Here is a 20670-nt window from a genome sequence, read left to right as displayed (position 1 = left end):
ACGACTGCGGTGCGGTTGACAGTTTCATAGTGTTTCGGTGGTCATAGCGTGAGGGAAACGCCCGGTTACATTCCGAACCCGGAAGCTAAGCCTCATAGCGCCGATGGTACTGCAGGGGGGACCCTGTGGGAGAGTAGGACGCCGCCGAACTATTATTAACGGGAAACCCCCGCACCCTCTGGGTGCGGGGGTTTTCTGCGTTCAGGACAATTACCTCCACCGCTCAGAGGCGGCCGGCTGCCTTTAGGGACAGGTATGCGTCTGCCAATGCGGGGGCCAGGTCCGTGGGGATTGCGTCTACGACTGTTACGCCGTGGCGCGTGAGTTGTTCTGCTGTGCGGTGGCGTTCCGCGTGGGCCTGGGAGGCGGCTGCGGCGTCGTACACGGCTTCTGTTGTTCCTCGGGCCTTGGACATCTGCTCTATGTGAGGGTCCGCGACCGATGCCAGGAGGACTGTGTGGCGTTGGGTGAGGCGGGAGAGCACGGGGAGCAGGCCCTCTTCGATGGGGGCCGCGTCCAGGCTGGTCAGCAGCACTATGAGCGAGCTGCGGGTCGCGGTGCGGAGCGCTGTTGAGGTCAGGCCTCTGGCGTCCGTCTCGACGAGTTCGGGTTCGAGTGTGGCCAAGGCGTTGATGACCGAGGGGAGCACGTCGCCTGCTGCTTTGCCTTTGACCAGGGCTCGTACCCGTCGGTCGTACGCGAGGAGGTCGACTCTGTCTCCTGCTCGGGAGGCCAGGGCGGCGAGGAGCAGGGCCGCGTCCATGGAGGCGTCGAGGCGGGGGGCGTCGCCGACCCGGCCCGCGGAGGTGCGGCCGGTGTCGAGGACCAGCAGGATGTGGCGGTCGCGTTCGGGGCGCCAGGTGCGGAGGGCGACGTTGGACTGGCGGGCGGTGGCGCGCCAGTCGATGGAGCGGGTGTCGTCGCCGGGGACGTAGTCGCGGAGGCTGTCGAACTCCGTGCCCTGGCCGCGGGTCAGGAGGCTGGTGCGGCCGTCGAGTTCGCGGAGGCGGGCCAGCTTGGAGGGCAGGTGCTTCCGGCTGGTGAAGGGGGGCAGGACCCGGAGTGTCCACGGGGCTTTGTGGCTGCCCTGGCGGGTGAGGAGGCCGAGGGGGCCGTACGAGCGGATGGTGACGCGGTCGGCCTGGTGGTCGCCTCGGCGGGTGGGGCGCAGGCGGGTGGTGAGGCGGCGGCGTTCGCCGGGAGGGATCGTCAACCGGCTGCGGGAGGCCTCGACTTCGGTGCCGGGGTGCCAGCTGCTGGGGGGCCAGGCGTCGCGGAGTCGGGCGCGCAGGGGCCGGGCGGAGGGGTTGGTGATCGTCAGCTCGACGTCGGCGGATTCTCCGAGGCGTACGGAGGTGTCGCCCGTGCGGGTCAGGCCGAGGCGGCGTACGGGAGCTGCCAGGGCGAAGTCGCAGGCGCAGGCCAGGGCCAGGGGGGTGTTCACGGCGAGGATGCCGGTCCAGCTGGGTTCCCAGATGCCTACGGGGAGGCTGCCGAGGGCCGCCAGGAGGGCTGTGCGGCCGGTGAGGGCCATCATCGGGGGACCGGGACGTGGGCGAGGATCGCGTTGATCACGGAGTCGGCCGTCACGCCCTCCATCTCTGCCTCCGGGCGGAGTTGGACGCGATGGCGGAGGGTGGGGAGGGCGAGGGCCTTCACGTCGTCGGGGATGACGTAGTCGCGGCCCGTCAGCCAGGCCCAGGCGCGGGCCGTCGAGAGGAGAGCGGTCGCGCCGCGAGGGGAGGCGCCCAGGGTGAGGGACGGGGACTCGCGTGTGGCGCGGCAGATGTCCACCACGTAGCCGGTGATCTCCGCGGAGACGGATGTCTTGGCGACGGCGGCGCGGGCGGCTTCCAGGTCGGCGGGGCCGGCCACGGGGCGGATGCCGGCGGCGGCGAGGTCGCGGGGGTTGAAGCCTTCCGCGTGCCGGGTGAGGACGTTGATCTCGTCCTGGCGGGAGGGGAGGGGGACGGTGAGCTTGAGGAGGAAACGGTCCAGCTGGGCTTCGGGGAGGGGGTACGTGCCTTCGTACTCGACCGGGTTCTGGGTGGCCGCGACGAGGAAGGGCTCGGGGAGCGGGCGGGGGGTGCCGTCCACGGTGACCTGACGTTCCTCCATCGCTTCGAGGAGGGAGGACTGGGTCTTGGGTGGGGTGCGGTTGATCTCGTCGGCGAGCAGGAGGTTGGTGAAGACCGGGCCGGGCTGGAAGGAGAACTCGGTGGTGCGGGCGTCGTAGATGAGGGAGCCGGTGACGTCGCTCGGCATCAGGTCGGGGGTGAACTGGACACGCTTGGTGTCGAGTTCGAGGGATGCGGCGAGGGCGCGGACGAGGAGGGTCTTCGCCACGCCGGGTACGCCTTCGAGGAGGACGTGGCCGCGGCAGAGGAGGGCCACGACGAGGCCCGTCACCGCGGGGTCCTGGCCGACCACGGCCTTGGAGATCTCGGTGCGCAGGGACTCCAGGGAGGCGCGGGCGCTGCCGGAGCTCCCGGCGTTGTCAGTGGTCGGGTCCATCATGAAGTACGTACCTCTCTTTCGAGGGCGTCGAGTTGGTCGGCGAGGGTGATGAGGGCTGCGTCGTCGGCGGGGGGTGGGCCGAAGAGGAGGGGGTGCGGGTCCTGGCCTGGGGCGCGGAGCCTGGCGGACAGGGCGGGGAGCAGGGTCTCGGGCGCGTGTGCCTGGGTGGGGGAGACGCCGAGGAGGGGGGCGATGCGGGTGCGGGTGGCTGAGCGGAGGGCGTTGGCCGCGCGGTCGCGGGCGTTGGCCTTGCGGTAGAGGCGGGCTCGGCCTTCGACGGTTTCGGAGGCACGGATGGCCACGGGGAGGCGTTCGGGGACCAGGGGGCCGAGGCGGCGGGCGCGCCACAGGGCGGCGAGGGCGGCGGCGATGGTCAGTTGGAGGGTGCCCCAGAGCCAGCCGTCGGGGATGAGGTCGAAGAAGCCGCGGTCGGCGGTGTCGCCGGTGGCGGCGTCGTCGGAGAGGGAGGGGAGGTACCAGACCAAGTGGGGGCGGGAGCCTAGGAGTTGCAGGGCCAGTGAGGCGTTGCCCTGCTCGTCGACGCGGTCGTTGAAGAGGATGTCGGGGGCGCCGAGTACGACGGTGTCGCCGGGGCCTTCGGCGGCCGGGAGCCGCAGCAGGCTGGGGAGGCCGTCGCTGGGGTAACAGGCGTCGGCCTTCGGGGCGAGGGTGTCGTAGCGGAGGCCGCCGACGTCGGCGGAGCCCGCGCGTTCGGCGGCGGGGAGGTCGCAGCGGGGGGAGAGCGTCGAGTCGAGGCTGGGGGTGGCGTCCGCGGTGACCCCCGGGGCGAGGGTGCTGACCGAGGGGGCGCCGGGGGCGACGAGGACCGTGCGGCCTCGCGAATCCTCGGTGGCCGCGCGGAGGCGGGACTGCTGGCGTTCGGTGAGCCGGTCGGGGGTGGTCACCAGAAGCGTGGTGTCCGGGCCCGCCGCTGCTCTGGCCTCTTCGGAGGTGGTGACCACGCGGGTGGACACACCGCGGTCCGCGAGGAGTTCGGCGACGGCGCGGCTGCCGTACGGGTCGGCCGAGCGAGGGTCGAGGCGACCGTGCTGGGCACCGGAGCGGACGGCCGCGATAGCGATGGCGGCTGCCAGGAGGAGTACCAGGGCGAGGAGGATGCCGCGGGTCTTGGTCCAGAGCTGGCGGGGGGTGGGGGTTGAGGAAGTGGGGATTGAGGAGGTGGGGGTGGCGGGGCTCGCTTCGGGGTCGGGGGCGGGGCCGGTCCCGGGGGCGGGGCCGGTCCCGGGGGTGGGTGCGGGTGCGGGCGCCGACGGGGAGGGGGGTGTGGCTGTGGCTGTGGTGGCGTGGGCCGTGGTGGCGGCTTCGGTGCTGGTGGCCGTGCCTGTGCCAGTGCCGGGGGCAGTGCCAGCGCCGGTGTCGGTGCCTGTGCCGGGGCCAGTTCCGGCGCGTGTTCCGGTGCCGGGGCCAGTGCCAGCGCCGGTGTCTGTGACGGTGCCAGCGCTGGTGCCTGTGCTGGCGCCTGTGCCAGTGCCGGGGCCGGTGTAGGTGCCGTTCCCTCCCGCGCGGATGTCGTTCTCGGACTTGTCCGAGGGTGTCCCGTCGGCGGCGTAGGGGTTCGGTGGGTCCTGGGGGGCCGTCAACGGGGGGCTCCCTGGGGGGTGTTGCTCAGGGGGGTGCGGTCGGCGTGGGTGGGTTCGGTCGCTGTGTGGGCGACGGGTGTGATGGCGTCGAACGGCTGAACTGCCGCCTGGGGTTCCGTGGCGTGGGCCGGGAAGGGGTGGGAGGCCGGCAACGGGGGCCTCCCTGGGGGGACGTTGCCTGGGGTTGGGTTTGTTTGGGGTGGCTGTGCCGTTGTGTGGGCGCCGTGGGTGATGGCGTCGAACGGGTGGGTTGCCGTCCTGGGGTGTGTGGCGTGGGTTTGGGGGGCCGTCAACGGGGGGCTCCCTGGGGGGTGTTGCTCAGGGTTGGTTTTGTTTGGGTTAGGGACTCGTCCAGGGTGGTTAGGCGGGTGTACGTCGGCTCTGTTGCTGTGCGGGCGCCGTACGTGATGGCGTCGAAGGACTGGGCCGCCGCCTGGAGTTCCGTGGCGTGGGTCGGGAGGGGGCGGGAGGCCTCCGCCGCGGCTTCGTCCGCTGTGCGGCCGGGGCGGGGGTCCAGGAGGGCGCGTTCCTCCAGGGAGCGGACGATCGCCCGCATGCGTTCCTGGACGGCTTGGTTCCAGTGGCCCTGGGCGGCGTGTGCCTCGGCGGCTGCGCGGTGTTCCGCGGCGGTGCGCGGGCGGTCGTCGAAGAGGGCGGGGGAGGAGGCCGGGGCGCGGTGCGGGGTGCCCAGGCGCCACCACAGGGCCGCGAGGAGGGCTACTACGGCGATGACGATGACGAGGAGGCCGAGGCCGCCGCCCGGGGTTGCCCCCGAGGCGGCGGAGAACAGGGCGTCGACCCACTCCCAGAAGCGGTTGAGGGCGCGCTGCAGGAGGCTCGGGTCGTTCTGGTGGTAGGCGGGGTCGGACAGTTCGCGCTCGGCTGCCTCCCGCGCGGGGGCACGCGGAATCGTCACCGGTGGGTCGTCGTCGCCCGTGCGCAGGACTGCCGCCGTCAGTCCGTGCGGTGCTGCCCCCGTCACCGCATCAGCTCCCCGGGGTTCCGGGGGCGCCGGTGCCGTTGTCGCCCTGGAGGCCCGCCGCGCGCGCCAGTTCGAGGTCGAGGGCCTCCCGGCGGATCCGCTGGTCGACGTAGAGAAGGACCGTGACGCCGGCGGTGATCGGGAACGTGAGCATCGAGCCGATGACCGAGCCGACGCCGCTGACGATCAGGAAGGTCCAGCCGAGGTCGCCGGTGCCGCTGTCGAGGAAGCCGGTGACGCCGTCGCCGCTCAGCGCGCCCGCGATGAGGGTGAAGGGGATGACGATGATCGACGCGACCACGTTGGCGATGATCGCGGCGAGCAGCTGGATGCCGAACACCCGCCACCAGGAGCCGCGGACCAGCTTCGCCGAGCGCGTCATCGACTTCTTGACGCCCTGCTTCTCCAGCATCAGGGCGGGCGAGGCGAGCGAGAAGCGGACGAGGAGCCAGATCGCGACGATCAGGGCGGCGAATCCGCCGAGGACGGCGAGGCTGATGCCCGCGTCGGACGAGCCCGCCGCCGCGATCAGTACGCCGGGCACGCTGCCGGCGGCGACGACCGCCATGCCGATGAGCGGGAGCAGCAGCGTCAGGCCGATCAGCCTCGGCAGCTGCGGCTTGGCGTCCTGCCAGGCCTCGGCCGTGGTGACCGACTTGCCGAGGACGGCGCGGCTGGTGACCATCGTGAGCAGCGCGGTCGCGACGATCGTGCCGAGCAGCGTGATCAGCAGGACCACGCCGGAACTCAGCAGGGTGTCGCCCAGGGCGCGGGTCAGTTCGCCGACGGTGGCGCTCGGGTCGTCGAGGGCGTCCGTGGAAGCGCTGTCGTTGAGGACGAGCCCCTGCAGCAGGATGACGACGATCTCCGTGAACACGGCCACGGCGAGCGAGATGCCGAGCACCGTGCGCCAGTACGTACGCATCGTGGAGACCGCGCCGTCCAGGATCTCGCCGACGCCGAGCGGCCGCAGCGGGATGACGCCGGGCTTCGCGGCGGGCGGCGGGCCCTGCCACGCGCCCCAGCCGGGGTAGCCGCCGGGGCCACCGGGGCCGGGACCGCCGGGGCGTCCGCCGCCCCAGCCTCCGCCGCCGGGCGGGGGTGGCGGCGGAGGCGGGGTCTGGCCGGGTGCGGGTGGGCTGGGGGCGGACCACTGGGCGGGCGGCGGCTGCTCCTTGGACCACTTCGATGCCGGGGCGTCGGGCTGGTCCGCGGGCTCGGAGGGTTTGGGCTCACCGGAGCCCTTGCCGTCGTCGGAGGGGGCAGATCCGGGCGAAGCCCAGCCCGGAGTGTCGTTCATCGTCGCTCCTTCACGGTGCCCGTCCGCGGTCGCGGCGGCAGGTTGCCAGCCATCGTGCCACGGCACACCCGTGCGGGGACCGGGCAGCGTATGGGCTGCACACCTTCAATTGTCCGACAGGTACGGGGCAGACTGGGCGGATGGCTGATCAGTACGCGCAATCAGGCGAGGACATCCGGCCGATCCAGACCCCGACGAATCCGGTGAAAGAGACGAACCCGGCGATCTCCGTGATCCGCTGGGCCGAGCCGCCCGAGGGCCCCGTACTGGTCCTCCTCGACCAGACCAGGCTGCCCGGCGAGGAGACCGAGCTGGTGTGCACGGACGCGCCGGCCCTGGTGCAGGCGATCCGCACGCTGGCGGTGCGCGGGGCGCCGCTGCTCGGCATAGCCGGTGCCTACGGCGTCGCGCTGGCCGCCGTACGCGGCTTCGACGTGGAAGAGGCGGCGGTCGTGCTCGCGGGGGCCAGACCCACCGCGGTCAACCTCGGGTACGGCGTACGCAGGGCCCTGACGGCCTACCGCGCGGCGGTGGCGGACGGGGCCGATCCGGAGCGGGCGGGCGCCGCGGCGCTGGCGGCCGCGCGGGCGCTGCACCGGGAGGACGCCGAGGCCAGCGGCAAGATGGCGGCGCACGGGCTCGCCCTGCTCGACGAGATGCTGCCGGGCGGCGGCCACCGGATCCTCACCCACTGCAACACGGGGGCCCTGGTGTCCGGCGGTGAGGGCACGGCCTTCGCGGTGGCCCTTGCCGCGCACCGCGAGGGACGGCTCCGCAGGCTGTGGGTGGACGAGACGCGGCCCTTGCTGCAGGGTTCACGGCTGACCGCGTATGAGGCGGCGCGGGCCGGAATGGCGTACACCTTGCTTACGGACAATGCGGCGGGGTCGCTGTTCGCGGCGGGTGAGGTGGATGCCGTGCTGATCGGCGCCGACCGCATCGCGGCCGACGGTTCGGTGGCCAACAAGGTGGGGAGCTATCCGCTCGCAGTGCTCGCCCGCTACCACCACGTGCCGTTCATCGTGGTGGCACCGGTCACGACCGTGGACCCGGACTCCCCGGACGGAGCGTCCATCGAGGTGGAGCAGCGGGCGAGTCATGAAGTGACGGAGGTCACGGCACCCCATGTGCCGATGGCCGGTTTTGAAGCGGGAGGCGGGATCGCGGTGGCACCTCTGGGGACCCAGGCGTACAACCCCGCGTTCGATGTGACGCCGCCGGAGCTGGTGACGGCGATCGTCACCGAGGAAGGCGTCGTGTCGCCCGTGACAGCAGGGGGCCTGGGCGAGCTGTGTGCCAGGTCACGCCAGGTATCGATGAGCTAATGGGATGATGTCAGGCATGAAGGGACGAGTCCTTGTCGTCGACGACGACACCGCACTGGCCGAGATGCTCGGGATTGTGCTGCGTGGTGAAGGTTTTGAGCCGTCGTTCGTAGCTGATGGCGACAAGGCGCTGGCCGCTTTCAGGGAGGCAAAGCCGGATCTTGTACTGCTGGATTTGATGTTGCCGGGCCGTGATGGCATCGAGGTGTGCCGTCTGATCAGGGCGGAGTCCGGGGTGCCGATCGTCATGCTCACGGCCAAGAGCGACACGGTGGACGTGGTGGTCGGCCTGGAGTCGGGCGCCGACGACTACATCGTGAAGCCCTTCAAGCCGAAGGAGCTCGTGGCCCGCATCAGGGCGCGGCTGCGGAGGTCCGAGGAGCCCGCGCCGGAGCAGCTCACCATCGGTGACCTGGTCATCGACGTGGCGGGGCACTCCGTGAAGCGGGAGGGTCAGTCGATCGCGCTGACGCCGCTGGAGTTCGACCTGCTGGTCGCGCTGGCCCGCAAGCCGTGGCAGGTGTTCACGCGTGAGGTGCTGCTCGAGCAGGTCTGGGGCTACCGCCACGCGGCCGACACCCGGCTGGTGAACGTGCATGTGCAGCGGCTGCGCTCGAAGGTCGAGAAGGACCCCGAGCGTCCGGAGATCGTGGTGACCGTCCGTGGTGTCGGTTACAAGGCCGGACCGAGCTGACGTGTCCCGGGACAGTTCCCCCGCAACACCTCCTGGGGCTCCGGCTCCGGGCGGCCGCTCGGGGCGGACTGGGGGGCCGACGCGGCGCGGCTCGACGTTCGGGCGGCTCCTCGACGGTGGTCTGCTGTTGCAGGACGGGGTGCAGGGCAGCCCCGTCCTGAGGCTCTTCGTGCGCTGGGTGCGCCGTCCGCTGCTGCCGGCCCTGCGGCTGTGGCGGCGCAACATCCAGCTGAAGGTCGTCGTCACGACGCTGCTGATGTCGCTCGGCGTGGTCCTGATGCTGGGCTTCGCCGTCATGAGCTCGGTGAACAACGGCCTGCTCAAGGCCAAGGTGAAGGCGTCACAGAGTCAGGCCGACGGTGGTTTCAGGGCGGCCCAGGACGAGGCGAACTCGGCCCGACCGCGTTCGGGGCAGGACAGCGGCGGCGGCTCGCCCGACGGCGGGGCCACGCCGCCCACCGCCGTATGGATGTCCGACCTGGTCGAGCAGCTCTCCAGCGGTGGCCAGAGCGCGTTCAACGTGGTGACGCTGAGCCCGACGTCCACGGCGGGCGGCGAGAGTGTGCGCGGGCCGCGTGCCTCCGGGGGCGTGGACCCGATCCAGAGCGTGCCCGAGGCGCTGCGCAGCAGCGTCGACGAGGGCACCAGGGCCTATCAGAGCAATACGCGGATCGTCTTCAACGACGGGCGTGAGGCCCAGCCAGGCCTCGTCATCGGCAAGCGTCTGAACGACCTGAACGGCCAGCCCTACCAGCTCTACTACCTCTTCCCGCTGACGCAGGAGGAGGAGTCGCTCGGCGTCGTCAGGACGACGCTGGCCACCGCGGGCCTGTTCGTCGTGGTGCTGCTCGGCGCCATCGCCTGGCTGGTGGTGCGCCAGGTCGTGACGCCGGTACGGATGGCCGCGGGCATCGCCGAGCGGTTGTCCGCCGGGCGTCTTCAGGAACGCATGAAGGTCACCGGTGAGGACGACATCGCGCGGCTCGGCGAGGCCTTCAACAAGATGGCGCAGAACCTCCAGCTGAAGATCCAGCAGCTTGAGGAGCTCTCGCGCATGCAGCGGCGGTTCGTCTCGGACGTCTCGCACGAGCTGCGTACGCCGCTGACGACCGTACGGATGGCGGCCGATGTCATCCACGACGCGCGCGTGGACTTCGATCCGGTGACCGCGCGGTCGGCCGAGCTGCTCGCCGATCAGCTGGACCGGTTCGAGACGCTGCTCGCCGACCTCCTTGAGATCAGCCGGTTCGACGCGGGCGCGGCGGCCCTGGAGGCCGAGCCGATAGACCTGCGTGAGGTCGTACGACGTGTCGTGGGCGGCGCGGAGCCGCTCGCGGAGCGCAAGGGGACGCACATACGGATCGTCGGGGACCAGCAGCCCGTGGTGGCCGAGGCCGACGCGCGCCGCGTCGAGCGGGTCCTGCGCAACCTCGTGGTCAACGCCGTGGAGCACGGCGAGGGCCAGGACGTCGTGGTGCGGCTCGCGGTGGCGGGCGGCGCGGTCGCGGTCGCGGTGCGGGACTACGGAGTGGGGCTCAAGCCGGGCGAGGCGACGCGGGTGTTCAGCCGCTTCTGGCGGGCCGACCCGGCACGCGCGCGTACCACCGGTGGTACGGGCCTCGGGCTCTCCATCGCGCTCGAGGACGCACGGCTGCACGGCGGCTGGCTGCAGGCGTGGGGCGAGCCGGGCGGCGGTTCGCAGTTCCGTCTGACGCTGCCGCGCACGGCGGACGAGCCCCTTCGGGGTTCGCCGATACCGCTGGAGCCCGACGACTCGCGGCGTCACCGCGGCCTGAACGACGCGGGTCTGCCGCTCGGCGGCGCGAACAAGCTCGCCACGGTGCCAGCGCAGCCGTCGGTGTCGGAGCGGGTGCCGCCGCCCGTGCCCGCGAGGGCGCCGATCGCGCCGCGGCTCGCCCAGGCGGCCACGACGGTGGACCCGGCCGCGCTGCCGGGCAGCGGGGCGCGGGTGGTGCCGCGCAGGCCGCTGGACGACGTATCCGGTGAACCGGCGGCGGACAGCGCGACGGACACCTCGACGGACACCTCGACGGACAGGGACGGTACGACGGACGCCGTGACGGACGCCCATCAGGCGAGCGAGACGCAAACGGATCCCGCCAGGGAAGGGGAGGCCTCTCGTGGCCGCTGACCACGACCGCCGCGCTCGCCGGCGTCCGCTGCGGGCCGGTGTGCTGTTCGTTTCCTGCGGGGTGCTGCTCGCGGGGTGTGCCTCGATGCCCGACAGCGGGAACCTCAAGGCGGTCGACGCCTCCCAGCGGCCGGACTCGCAGTCGCAGGTCCGGGTCTACGCGATGCCGCCGGGGGAGAACGCCGGCCCCGTGGAGATCGTCCAGGGCTTCCTTGAGGCGCTGACCAGCGACGACCCCGAGTTCGCGATGGCGCGCAAGTATCTGACCAAGGAAGCCTCCAAGGGCTGGAACCCCGATGTGCAGACCACGGTGCTCGAGAGCGGGCCGACGCCGGGGACGGGCAGTGTCGGGGACGGCGACACCGGGCGTACGTTTCCGCTGACCGGCCGCAAGGTCGCCATCGTGGACGACGAGCACGCCTACCAGCTCGACGACGCCGCGTACAACCAGAGCGTGCACCTCACCCAGCAGGACGGGCCGAACGGCAAGGAGTGGCGGATAGACCGGGTGCCGCAGGGCGTCGTGCTCGGGCAGTCCGACTTCCAGCGCATCTACTGGTCCGTCAACAAGTACTACTTCGCGACGCGTTCGTCCGGTGCGACCGGTGGCGGCCAGGAAGGGCTCGTCGCCGACCCCGTCTACATACGCCAGCGAATAGACCCCGTGACGGAGTCCGTGAAGGCGCTGTTCGACGGCCCCACCACCTGGCTCAAGCAGGTCGTGGGCACGCGGTTCCCGACGGGTACGCGGCTCAAGGCGGGCACCAAGACGCTGGCGCCCGACGACCAGGGCAAGCTGACGGTGCCGCTGAACGCGAAGGCCGACTCCATGGGCCAGGAGCGGTGCACGGAGATGGCCGCGCAGCTGCTCTTCACGCTCCAGGACCTGGCGTCGTCCGGCGTCGAGGAGGTGGAGCTGCAGCGCCGCAACGGCTCGCAGCTGTGCGTCCTGAGCAAGGAGCGGGCCGAGTCCGTCGCCTCGCGCCGCATCGCCGAGCACCCCGACTTTCAGTACCTCATCGACGACAAGCGTCAGCTGGTGCGGATGCCGGCCGGCGCCCGTGGCAAGGCCGATCCGCAGCCCGTGCCCGGCAAGCTGGGCAGTGGCGAGCAGCCGCTGCGGTCCGCCGCCGTGTCGCGGGACGAGGAGCGGGCGGCCGGGGTGTCGCTCGACGGGCGCGCGCTGTACATGGGGTCGCTGGTCTCCGAGGGCGCCCTCGGCAAGCCGGAGGTGCGCAGCAAGGCGAAGTCCGAGCAGGACGGGCTCTCGACGCCCAGCTGGGACGGCCGCGGTGACCTCTGGGTGGCCGACCGCGACCCGAAGCGGCCGCGTCTGCTCTGGCTGGAGCAGGGTGCGGGAGAGCCGCTGCCGGTCAAGATCGCGAACCTCGACGGGCGGATCGAGGCGGTGCGGGTGTCGGCCGACGGCGTACGGATCGCGCTCCTCGTGAAGAAGGACGGCAGGACGAGCCTGCGGATAGGCCGCGTCGAGCGGACGGGCGCCAAGGGCGAGCAGCCGCAGATCACGGTGGAGGGTCTGCGCCAGGCCGCGCCGCAGATGGAGGAGGTCACCGCCATGTCGTGGGCGGGCGGCAGCCGCCTCGTGGTGGTCGGACGCGAGTCCGGCGGCGTGCAGCAGATGCGGTACGTCCAGTGCGACGGTTCGATGCCCGCCGGTGCGACGCTGCCCGGTCTCACCGGCGTGAAGGAGATAGCGGCGTCGGAGGACGAGCAACAGCCGCTGGTGGCGCACTCGGACGACGGCATCGTGCGGCTGCCGACGGGCGCGCAGTGGCAGACGGTGGTCGAGCAGGGGTCGGCGCCGGTCTATCCGGGGTGACTTGCAGCGGGTGACGGCAACGCCCTCACCCTGACGGGGAGTTGTCCACAGGCGGTTGTCCACAGGGGTGGCCAGGGGCGCTTCGGTCTTGGCACAGTGGTGGGCATGCCGAGGTGGTGGCAGGACCTCACCGATCTGGTGCTGCCGGCCGAGTGCGGAGGCTGTGGCAGGCCTCGTGCGGCGCTCTGCGCGCCGTGCCGCGACGCCCTGTGCGGGGCCGCGCCGTGCCGGGTGAGCCCTCGTCCCCGGCCGCGGGGGCTGCCGGTGGTGCATGCGTCGGCCGTCTACGGGGACTCGGTGCGGGCGGTGCTGCTTGCGCACAAGGAGCGCGGTGCTCTGGGGCTCGCGGGGCCGTTGGGCGCGGGCCTGGCCGGGGCGGTGCGGGCCGGGCTGCGGGCGGGTGCCGGTCCTCACGAGGGGGTCGCCGGTGACGCTCCGGTACTGCTGGTGCCGGTGCCGTCGGCTCGCGGGGCCGTGCGGGCGCGTGGCCATGATCCGGTACGCAGGATCGCGCTGGCCGCCGCGGGTGAGCTGCGGCGGGGCGGTATCCGGGCCAGGGTGCTCGGCGTCCTGCGCCAGCGGCGGGTCGTGGCCGACCAGGCGGGGCTCAACTCCCGTCAGCGGCAGGCGAATCTGCAGGGCGCCCTGGAGGTGACCGCAGGAGGCGGGCGGCTGCTCGCCGGTGGCCGGGTCGTGATCGTGGACGACCTGATGACCACGGGAGCGTCTTTGGCCGAGGCCGCGCGCGCAATACGTGACGTAGGCACGGAAAGTAAAGGGACGGCCGCAGTGGTGACAGCCCGTGAAATTACCGGCGAGAACAGGATCATCGCGGCTGTTGTCGCCTCCTCACCGGATTCTTTCGGAATAAACCGGAACTGACTGGGAACTTGCATCGTTGCAGGTAGTGAGAGGGCTAATGCACCTGAATGGAGGTATGCAGCGGTAGAGGGTGACGACATCCGTCCGGGCGAGATATGTTCGGTTGTGAGGAATGGCGGACGCCGCCCCTCACATATCGGAATGCCGGTCGCCGGGTTTTTCGCAATCACCCGGGCCGGTCGGGGTGGAGATCTTGTTCGCGGGGGAGGAGGAGGTGGAAGTCACCGAGTCCGAGGCTCCGGGAGTCACCGGGGCCTGGTGCAAAAGGGAGATGCTCCGCCGCCGAAGCGGGGCGATCCGGGAACGGAGTTCTGCGTGGACATCGTCGTCAAGGGCCGCAAGACCGAGGTGCCCGAGCGGTTCCGCAAGCACGTGGCCGAGAAGCTGAACCTGGAGAAGATCCAGAAGCTCGACGGCAAGGTGATCAGCCTCGACGTCGAGGTGACCAAGGAAGCCAACCCGCGTCAGGCCGACCGTTCCGACCGTGTCGAGATCACGCTTCGGGGACGCGGACCAGTGATTCGCGCGGAGGCCTCGGCGACCGATCCGTACGCGGCGCTCGACCTGGCCACCGCCAAGCTCGACGCAAGGCTGCGCAAGCAGCACGAGAAGCGCCACAACCGGCGCGGCACCGGCAGGCTCTCCGCCGCCGAAGTCGCCGAGCGGGTGCCGGACGCGGCCACTCTCAACGGAGACGGCACCCTCGTGCGCGAGGAAGAGCCGGACGGCGTGCCCGTCAAGAGGATCGGCTCGCTGGAGATCCAGGGCGAAGGCCCGCTCGTGGTCCGCGAGAAGAGCCACGTGGCCGCTCCGATGACGCTCGACCAGGCGCTCTACGAGATGGAACTCGTCGGGCACGACTTCTACTTGTTCGTCGACTCGGAATCGAAGGAACCGAGCGTCGTCTACCGGCGGCACGCCTATGACTACGGCGTGATCCGCCTCAACACCGACCCCATGGTCGCGCGGCCGGAGTCCGGCGGCGGTGGCGGTGCGCTCGGCGGCTGACCCGGTCAGCCGAGGGTTTGCTGGTGCCCCTGGAGCGCGTGTGCGCCCCCAGGGGCACCAGCATGCGACCCCGGTGCGCACCGCTCGACCGCCCGGGCATGAAATCATGGGCGGAGCCGGCCAACCGGCGCGCTGCTGCCTCGGGTTGGCGGCAGCCGACGCACAACGGGCCATGGCCTTCAGGGGGAGGAACGATGGCGGACAGCTTCGGACCGATGCGGGATGCCGATGACGACGACGGCATCGGCATCGGCACGGATGCGGGCGCACCGCGCAAGGAGCCCATCAGGGTCCTTGTGGTGGATGACCACGCGCTCTTCCGCCGGGGCCTGGAGATCGTCCTCGCGGCCGAGGAGGACATCCAGGTCGTCGGGGAGGCGGGCGACGGCGCCGAGGCGGTGGACAAGGCCGCGGACCTGCTGCCGGACATCGTGCTGATGGACGTGCGCATGCCCAAGCGCGGCGGCATCGAGGCGTGCACCTCCATCAAGGAGGTCGCGCCGAGCGCCAAGATCATCATGCTGACGATCAGCGACGAGGAGGCCGACCTCTACGACGCGATCAAGGCCGGTGCCACGGGCTATCTCCTCAAGGAGATCTCCACGGACGAGGTGGCCACGGCGATTCGCGCGGTGGCCGACGGGCAGTCGCAGATCAGTCCGTCCATGGCGTCGAAACTGCTCACCGAGTTCAAGTCGATGATCCAGCGCACCGACGAGCGCAGGCTGGTGCCCGCGCCGCGGCTGACCGACCGCGAGCTGGAAGTGCTGAAGCTGGTGGCCACGGGCATGAACAACCGCGACATCGCGAAGGAATTGTTCATCTCCGAGAACACCGTGAAGAACCACGTCCGCAACATCCTGGAGAAGCTGCAGCTGCACTCCAGGATGGAGGCGGTCGTCTACGCGATGCGGGAGAAGATCCTCGAGATCAGGTGAGGGCGCGCACCAGCTCGGCGGCCAGCTCCGGCCTGTCCACGCGCTCCACCCGTACGGAATCGCAGTTGACCCAGGTCGCCGCTTCACGCAGGGCCTGGGCCACCGCGGGCACGGCCTTGGGGCTGTCCAGTGACACCTGCTTGGCGACCAGCGTGCTGCCCTCGCGGGCGGGGTCCACGCGGCCGACGAGACGGCCCCCGGCCAGGACCGGCATCGCGAAGTAGCCGTAGATCCGCTTGGGCTTGGGGACGTACGCCTCCAGGCGGTGGGTGAAGCCGAAGATCCGCTCCGTGCGGGCCCGCTCCCAGATCAGGGAGTCGAAGGGCGAAAGGAGCGTCGTACGGTGGCGGCCGCGCGGCGTCGTCTCCAGGGCCGCCGGATCGGCCCAGGCGGGCTTGTCCCAGCCCTCCACCGTCACCGGCACCAGACCCGAGTCCGCGACCACCGAGTCGAACTGCTCGCCCTTGAGGCGGTGGTAGTCCGCGATGTCCGCGCGCGTGCCGACACCGAGCGCCTGGCCGGCCAGGCGGACCAGGCGGCGCAGGCACTCCCGGTCGTCCAGGTCGTCATGGAGCAGCGTGCCCGGAATCGCGCGTTCCGCGAGGTCGTACACCCGCTTCCAGCTGCGCCGCTCGGTGCAGACCACCTCGCCGTACATCAGGGCCCGCTCGACGGCGACCTTCGCGTCCGACCAGTCCCACCACTCGCCCTTGTTCTTCGCGCCGCCCAACTCCGTCGCGGTGAGGGGGCCTTCGGCGGTGAGCTGCTTGATGACCGTGTCGTACGCACCGGCCGGCAGGTCGTGGTGCCAGTGCGGGCGGGTGCGGTAGGCGCGGCGGCGGAAGGCGAAGTGCGGCCACTCCTCGATGGGCAGGATGCACGCGGCGTGCGACCAGTACTCGAAGGCGTGCGGCCGGGCCGGGCCGGTGCCCGATGCCCCGTCCCAGTACGCCGCCTCGATCCTGTCGCGGCCGACGGCACCGAGGCGGGCGTACGGAATGAGCTCGTGGGAGCGGGCCAGGACCGAGATCGTGTCGAGCTGGACCGCGCCGAGATGCCGCAACACGCCCCGCACACCGGATTTGCGGTCCGGCGCGCCCAAAAATCCCTGGGCGCGCAGCGCGATGCGGCGGGCCTCGTCGGCGGACAGGTCGATGGCGGGGCGCGGCAGGCTCGTCATGCCGGAAACGATAGGGGGCGGCACTGACAGAGCCGCCTCAGCTGCGGGCGGGCAGGTACGGCTGGAGCGACGCCATGCCGAGATCGCTCGGAAGCAGGGCGCCCACCCAGCAGTCACGGAGCGTGGTCTTGTTCAGGAGGGCGGCGCGCAGGGTGCCCTCCATGACGAAGCCCGCCTTCTCCGCCACCGCGCGCGATCCCGTGTTGCCCACCTCCGCGCGCCACTCCAGACGGTTGCAGCCCAGGTCGGTGAAGGCCCACCTGGCCAGCGCGAGGACGGTCTCCGTCATGTAGCCGCTGCCCCGGTGCTCCTTCGCGGTCCAGTAGCCGACCTCCCAGGCGCCCGAGCGCGGGTGGTGGAGGCTGGCGGCGGCGACCAGGGGGCCGCCCTCCCGGGGACGGACGGCAAAGGTGTACTCCGTGTCGTGGCGCCAACCGTCCGGCACCATGCGCCCGACGAAGCCCTCGGCGTCCGCGCGGGTGTAGGGCGAGGGGACCGTGGTCCACCGCTGGATGTCGGCGTCCTGGCAGGCTTCGTACGTCTCGTCCGTGTCGGCGGGCGTGAAGGCGCGCAGGATCAGGCGTTCGGTGGTGAGGGTGACGGGCTCCATCCGGTGATTCTGCGGGGGCCGGGCGCTGTGGGCCAGTGCTTTTGGCCGACCTTTCACCCGCATTTCGCCGAGCGCTGATCGGCACAACCCGGCACCTTCCAGGCCCCCCGTCCGTTGACGTATCGGCAGACCTCCCGGCGCGGCCCGCTCCTCGCTTACGATGGCCGTTGCCCTATGAGTAAACCGACCATGCCAGGCCCGACCGGCAAGGAGACCAACCCCCGTGTCCGTCCTCTCGAAGATCATGCGTGCAGGCGAAGGCAAGATCCTGCGCAAGCTGCACCGCATCGCGGACCAGGTCAACTCCATCGAAGAGGACTTCGTCAGCCTCTCCGACGCCGAGCTGCGCGCGCTGACCGAGGAGTACAAGGAGCGTTACGCCGACGGCGAGACCCTCGACGACCTCCTCCCCGAAGCCTTCGCCACGGTCCGTGAGGCCGCCAAGCGCGTCCTCGGCCAGCGGCACTACGACGTCCAGATGATGGGCGGCGCCGCGCTGCACCTCGGCTATGTGGCCGAGATGAAGACCGGTGAGGGCAAGACGCTCGTCGGCACCCTCCCCGCGTACCTCAACGCCCTGTCGGGCAAGGGCGTGCACCTGATCACGGTCAACGACTACCTGGCCGAGCGCGACTCCGAGATGATGGGCCGCGTCCACAAGTTCCTGGGCCTGAGCGTCGGCTGCATCATCGCCAACATGACGCCGGCCCAGCGCCGCGAGCAGTACGCCTGCGACATCACGTACGGCACGAACAACGAATTCGGCTTCGACTACCTGCGTGACAACATGGCGTGGTCGAAGGACGAACTGGTGCAGCGCGGCCACAACTTCGCGATCGTCGACGAGGTCGACTCGATCCTGGTCGACGAGGCCCGTACGCCGCTGATCATCTCCGGCCCCGCCGACCAGGCCACCAAGTGGTACGGCGACTTCGCCAAGTTGGTCACCCGCCTCACCAAGGGCGAGGCGGGCAACACCCTCAAGGGCATCGAGGAGACCGGCGACTACGAGGTCGACGAGAAGAAGCGCACCGTCGCCATCCACGAGTCCGGCGTGAGCAAGGTCGAGGACTGGCTCGGCATCGACAACCTGTACGAGTCGGTCAACACGCCGCTCGTGGGTTACCTGAACAACGCCATCAAGGCCAAGGAACTCTTCAAGAAGGACAAGGACTACGTCGTCATCGACGGCGAAGTCATGATCGTCGACGAGCACACCGGCCGTATCCTCGCCGGCCGCCGCTACAACGAGGGCATGCACCAGGCGATCGAGGCGAAGGAAGGGGTGGACATCAAGGACGAGAACCAGACGCTCGCCACGATCACCCTGCAGAACTTCTTCCGCCTCTACAAGCGGCACGACCACGACGGCAAGGAGACCCCCGGTCTCTGCGGCATGACCGGTACGGCCATGACCGAGGCCGCCGAGTTCCACCAGATCTACAAGCTGGGCGTCGTGCCGATCCCGACGAACCGGCCCATGGTCCGCGCCGACCAGTCGGACCTGATCTACCGCACCGAGGTCGCGAAGTTCGCCGCCGTCGTCGACGACATCGCCGAGAAGCACGAGCAGGGCCAGCCGATCCTGGTCGGCACGACCTCCGTGGAGAAGTCGGAGTACCTCTCCCAGCAGCTCTCCAAGCGCGGCGTCCAGCACGAGGTCCTGAACGCGAAGCAGCACGACCGTGAGGCGCCGATCATCGCCCAGGCCGGCCGCAAGGGCGCCGTCACCGTCGCCACGAACATGGCCGGACGAGGCACGGACATCAAGCTCGGCGGCAACCCCGACGACCTCGCCGAGGCGGAGCTGCGCCAGCGCGGCCTCGACCCCGTCGAGCACGTCGAGGAGTGGGCCGCCGCGCTGCCCGCCGCCCTGGAGAAGGCCGAGCGGTCCGTGAAGGCGGAGTTCGAGGAGGTCAAGAGCCTGGGTGGGCTGTACGTCCTCGGCACCGAGCGCCACGAGTCGCGCCGCATCGACAACCAGCTGCGCGGTCGTTCCGGCCGTCAGGGCGACCCCGGCGAGTCCCGCTTCTACCTCTCGCTCGGCGACGACCTGATGCGCCTCTTCAAGGCGCAGATGGTCGAGCGCGTGATGGCCATGGCCAACGTCCCGGACGACGTGCCGATCGAGAACAAGATGGTGACGCGCGCGATCGCGTCCGCCCAGTCGCAGGTCGAGCAGCAGAACTTCGAGACGCGCAAGAACGTCCTGAAGTACGACGAGGTCCTCAACCGCCAGCGCGAGGTCATCTACGGCGAGCGTCGCCGCGTCCTGGAGGGCGAGGACCTCCAGGAGCAGGTCACGCACTTCATGGACGACACGATCGACGCGTACATCGCGGCGGAGACCGCCGAGGGCTTCGCCGAGGAGTGGGACCTGGACCGGCTGTGGGGCGCCTTCAAGCAGCTCTACCCGGTGAAGGTCACCATCGAGGAGCTGGAGGAGGAGGCGGGTGACCGCGCGGGTCTGACCGCCGAGTTCATCTCCGAGTCCATCAAGGACGACATCCACCAGCAGTACGAGGCGCGTGAGGAGCAGCTCGGCTCCGAGATCATGCGTGAGCTGGAGCGCCGCGTGGTCCTCTCGGTGCTCGACCGCAAGTGGCGCGAGCACCTCTACGAGATGGACTACCTCCAGGAGGGCATCGGCCTGCGGGCCATGGCGCAGAAGGACCCGCTGGTCGAGTACCAGCGCGAGGGCTTCGACATGTTCAACGCCATGATGGACGGCATCAAGGAAGAGTCCGTCGGCTACCTGTTCAACCTGGAGGTCCAGGTCGAGCAGCAGGTCGAGGAGGTCCCGGTGTCGGACGCGGCCGCGGGCGGCGCTTCCCTGGAGAAGAAGGACGCCGTTCCCGCGGGTGGCGGTCGTCCCGAGATCCGCGCCAAGGGCCTCGAGGCTCCGCAGCGGCCCGACCGTCTGCACTTCCAGGCGCCGAACGCCGAGGGCGGCGTCGACGAGGGTGACTTCGAGACCGAGGACGCGGGTGTGCGTTCGGAGTCCGACGGCATGACCCGCGCGGAGCGGCGCAAGGCCCAGAAGGGCGGGCGTCGCCGCAAGAAGTAGCCGCGGGCGGTTGCGGGCAGTTTTTCGGGGGTCGGGCGCCGTGGGCGCTCGGCCCCCTTTTGCCCGTGCCCTCTTGTCGTGCGCTGCGCCGCTACCGGGCCGGGGCTCCCACCTCCACCGCCGTGCAGCGCCACCGCTGGTCCGCGCCCAGGTGCAGGCGGAAGGCCAGGGCCCTGAGGGCGGGGCCCGCGCCGATCCTCGCGAAGACCTCGTAGACCCCGGGGCGCGGTTCGTAGTGGCCGATCCGGTGGATGGTGGGGCGGCGGCCGTTCACGGTCAGGGGGGTCTGTTCGGCGAGGCGGGTCAGGTCGTCGAAGGCGGTGTGGGCGATGTGCCGTGCCGCCCAGTGCACTGGCTTCTGGCCGCTGAGCACCAGGAGCAGGCGCTCGGTGAAGAGCTCTGTGGGGTGCGGTGGGGGCTGGGGCGGGGTCCTGAGGGGGCGTACCGGGCGCGTGGGGGTGCGGGGAGCCGGGCGCGGGGTGCGTGCCGCCGAGGGGCGGCGGGGGTCCGTGCGGCCCGGCGGGCGGGTGGTCACCGGGCGGGAGCGGGGCCTGGTCATTACCTTCTGCATGCC

The 20670-nt window shown here is 71.0% G+C and carries 15 protein-coding genes, 1 rRNA gene and 1 pseudogene; 9 read left to right on the top strand and 8 right to left on the bottom strand.

Translation table 11 applies throughout. The annotated features are described in order from the left end of the window. The first annotated feature begins 33 nt into the window (after positions 1-33). Positions 34-150, top strand: a 5S ribosomal RNA gene (gene rrf, locus ACWFRU_RS30930). A gap of 73 nt (positions 151-223) precedes the next feature. Here rrf and ACWFRU_RS30925 read toward each other — a convergent pair. The 5 genes from ACWFRU_RS30925 to ACWFRU_RS30905 all read right to left on the bottom strand — a co-directional run bounded on the left by ACWFRU_RS30925 (position 224) and on the right by ACWFRU_RS30905 (position 6400). Next, positions 224-1534, bottom strand: a complete 1311-nt coding sequence (locus ACWFRU_RS30925) for a DUF58 domain-containing protein (RefSeq protein ID WP_453691411.1) — start codon at positions 1532-1534, stop codon at positions 224-226. After that, positions 1534-2514 (bottom strand): AAA family ATPase, encoded by a 981-nt coding sequence (locus ACWFRU_RS30920; protein ID WP_453691398.1) that lies wholly within the window; start codon positions 2512-2514, stop codon positions 1534-1536. Before ACWFRU_RS30920 ends, ACWFRU_RS30925 begins: the two co-directional genes overlap by 1 nt. Beyond that, complete coding sequence (locus ACWFRU_RS30915) at positions 2514-3689, bottom strand: DUF4350 domain-containing protein (RefSeq protein ID WP_453691410.1); 1176 nt, start codon at positions 3687-3689, stop codon at positions 2514-2516. The genes ACWFRU_RS30920 and ACWFRU_RS30915 overlap by 1 nt, the downstream gene beginning before the upstream one ends. A gap of 718 nt (positions 3690-4407) precedes the next feature. Then, positions 4408-5100, bottom strand: a complete 693-nt coding sequence (locus ACWFRU_RS30910; RefSeq protein WP_453691397.1) for a DUF4129 domain-containing protein — start codon at positions 5098-5100, stop codon at positions 4408-4410. Between the two features lie 4 nt (positions 5101-5104). After that, positions 5105-6400, bottom strand: a complete 1296-nt coding sequence (locus tag ACWFRU_RS30905; RefSeq protein ID WP_453691396.1) for a glycerophosphoryl diester phosphodiesterase membrane domain-containing protein — start codon at positions 6398-6400, stop codon at positions 5105-5107. Between the two features lie 140 nt (positions 6401-6540). Between ACWFRU_RS30905 and mtnA the strand changes: the two genes are divergently transcribed. From mtnA to ACWFRU_RS30870, 7 genes and pseudogenes are all read left to right on the top strand, one after another. Next, positions 6541-7725 (top strand): S-methyl-5-thioribose-1-phosphate isomerase, encoded by a 1185-nt coding sequence (mtnA, locus tag ACWFRU_RS30900; RefSeq protein WP_453691395.1) that lies wholly within the window; start codon positions 6541-6543, stop codon positions 7723-7725. Between the two features lie 4 nt (positions 7726-7729). Further along, positions 7730-8419: a two-component system response regulator MtrA gene (gene mtrA / locus ACWFRU_RS30895; protein ID WP_361836743.1), complete on the top strand. Its 690-nt coding sequence runs from the start codon at positions 7730-7732 to the stop codon at positions 8417-8419. 1 nt (position 8420) lies between these two features. Further along, positions 8421-10400: pseudogene (mtrB, locus tag ACWFRU_RS30890) on the top strand (MtrAB system histidine kinase MtrB); the annotation flags it as partial. Positions 10401-10560: 160 nt separating this feature from the next. Further along, entirely contained in the window at positions 10561-12411 is a 1851-nt protein-coding gene (locus tag ACWFRU_RS30885; RefSeq protein ID WP_453691394.1) for an LpqB family beta-propeller domain-containing protein, read from the top strand. 105 nt (positions 12412-12516) lie between these two features. After that, entirely contained in the window at positions 12517-13293 is a 777-nt protein-coding gene (locus ACWFRU_RS30880) for a ComF family protein (protein ID WP_453691393.1), read from the top strand. Positions 13294-13608: 315 nt separating this feature from the next. After that, positions 13609-14301 carry a ribosome hibernation-promoting factor, HPF/YfiA family gene (gene hpf, locus ACWFRU_RS30875; RefSeq protein WP_453691392.1) on the top strand — a complete coding sequence of 231 codons (693 nt, stop codon included), beginning with the start codon at positions 13609-13611 and terminating at the stop codon, positions 14299-14301. Between the two features lie 194 nt (positions 14302-14495). After that, on the top strand, positions 14496-15239 hold the full coding sequence (locus ACWFRU_RS30870; RefSeq protein WP_365816340.1) for a response regulator transcription factor: 744 nt from the start codon (positions 14496-14498) through the stop codon (positions 15237-15239). Here the strand turns inward: ACWFRU_RS30870 and ACWFRU_RS30865 are convergent. Further along, on the bottom strand, positions 15232-16419 hold the full coding sequence (locus tag ACWFRU_RS30865; protein ID WP_453691391.1) for a winged helix-turn-helix domain-containing protein: 1188 nt from the start codon (positions 16417-16419) through the stop codon (positions 15232-15234). The genes ACWFRU_RS30870 and ACWFRU_RS30865 overlap by 8 nt on opposite strands. 37 nt (positions 16420-16456) lie before the next feature. Then, positions 16457-17029 carry a GNAT family N-acetyltransferase gene (locus ACWFRU_RS30860; RefSeq protein ID WP_453691390.1) on the bottom strand — a complete coding sequence of 191 codons (573 nt, stop codon included), beginning with the start codon at positions 17027-17029 and terminating at the stop codon, positions 16457-16459. Between the two features lie 223 nt (positions 17030-17252). Between ACWFRU_RS30860 and secA the strand changes: the two genes are divergently transcribed. Continuing rightward, positions 17253-20096: a preprotein translocase subunit SecA gene (gene secA / locus ACWFRU_RS30855; protein ID WP_453691389.1), complete on the top strand. Its 2844-nt coding sequence runs from the start codon at positions 17253-17255 to the stop codon at positions 20094-20096. Between the two features lie 91 nt (positions 20097-20187). On the opposite strand, the gene ACWFRU_RS30850 is transcribed toward secA, so the two are convergent. Beyond that, positions 20188-20667 carry an Rv3235 family protein gene (locus ACWFRU_RS30850; protein WP_453691388.1) on the bottom strand — a complete coding sequence of 160 codons (480 nt, stop codon included), beginning with the start codon at positions 20665-20667 and terminating at the stop codon, positions 20188-20190. Positions 20668-20670 lie beyond the last annotated feature (3 nt).

This window comes from Streptomyces sp. NPDC055099, assembly GCF_053607685.1.
Note: the sequence above shows the minus strand (reverse complement) of the source record. Positions and strands in the feature narration are given on the sequence as shown.

Coding starts and splice junctions, on each gene's coding strand:
- ACWFRU_RS30850 (WP_453691388.1), bottom strand. CDS start 20,667: ATGCAGAAGGTAATGACCAGGCCCCGCTCCCGCCCGGTGACCACCCGC.
- ACWFRU_RS30880 (WP_453691393.1), top strand. CDS start 12,517: ATGCCGAGGTGGTGGCAGGACCTCACCGATCTGGTGCTGCCGGCCGAG.
- ACWFRU_RS30860 (WP_453691390.1), bottom strand. CDS start 17,029: ATGGAGCCCGTCACCCTCACCACCGAACGCCTGATCCTGCGCGCCTTC.
- ACWFRU_RS30925 (WP_453691411.1), bottom strand. CDS start 1,534: ATGGCCCTCACCGGCCGCACAGCCCTCCTGGCGGCCCTCGGCAGCCTC.
- ACWFRU_RS30920 (WP_453691398.1), bottom strand. CDS start 2,514: ATGGACCCGACCACTGACAACGCCGGGAGCTCCGGCAGCGCCCGCGCC.
- ACWFRU_RS30905 (WP_453691396.1), bottom strand. CDS start 6,400: ATGAACGACACTCCGGGCTGGGCTTCGCCCGGATCTGCCCCCTCCGAC.
- ACWFRU_RS30870 (WP_365816340.1), top strand. CDS start 14,496: ATGGCGGACAGCTTCGGACCGATGCGGGATGCCGATGACGACGACGGC.
- mtnA (WP_453691395.1), top strand. CDS start 6,541: ATGGCTGATCAGTACGCGCAATCAGGCGAGGACATCCGGCCGATCCAG.
- mtrA (WP_361836743.1), top strand. CDS start 7,730: ATGATGTCAGGCATGAAGGGACGAGTCCTTGTCGTCGACGACGACACC.
- ACWFRU_RS30865 (WP_453691391.1), bottom strand. CDS start 16,419: ATGACGAGCCTGCCGCGCCCCGCCATCGACCTGTCCGCCGACGAGGCC.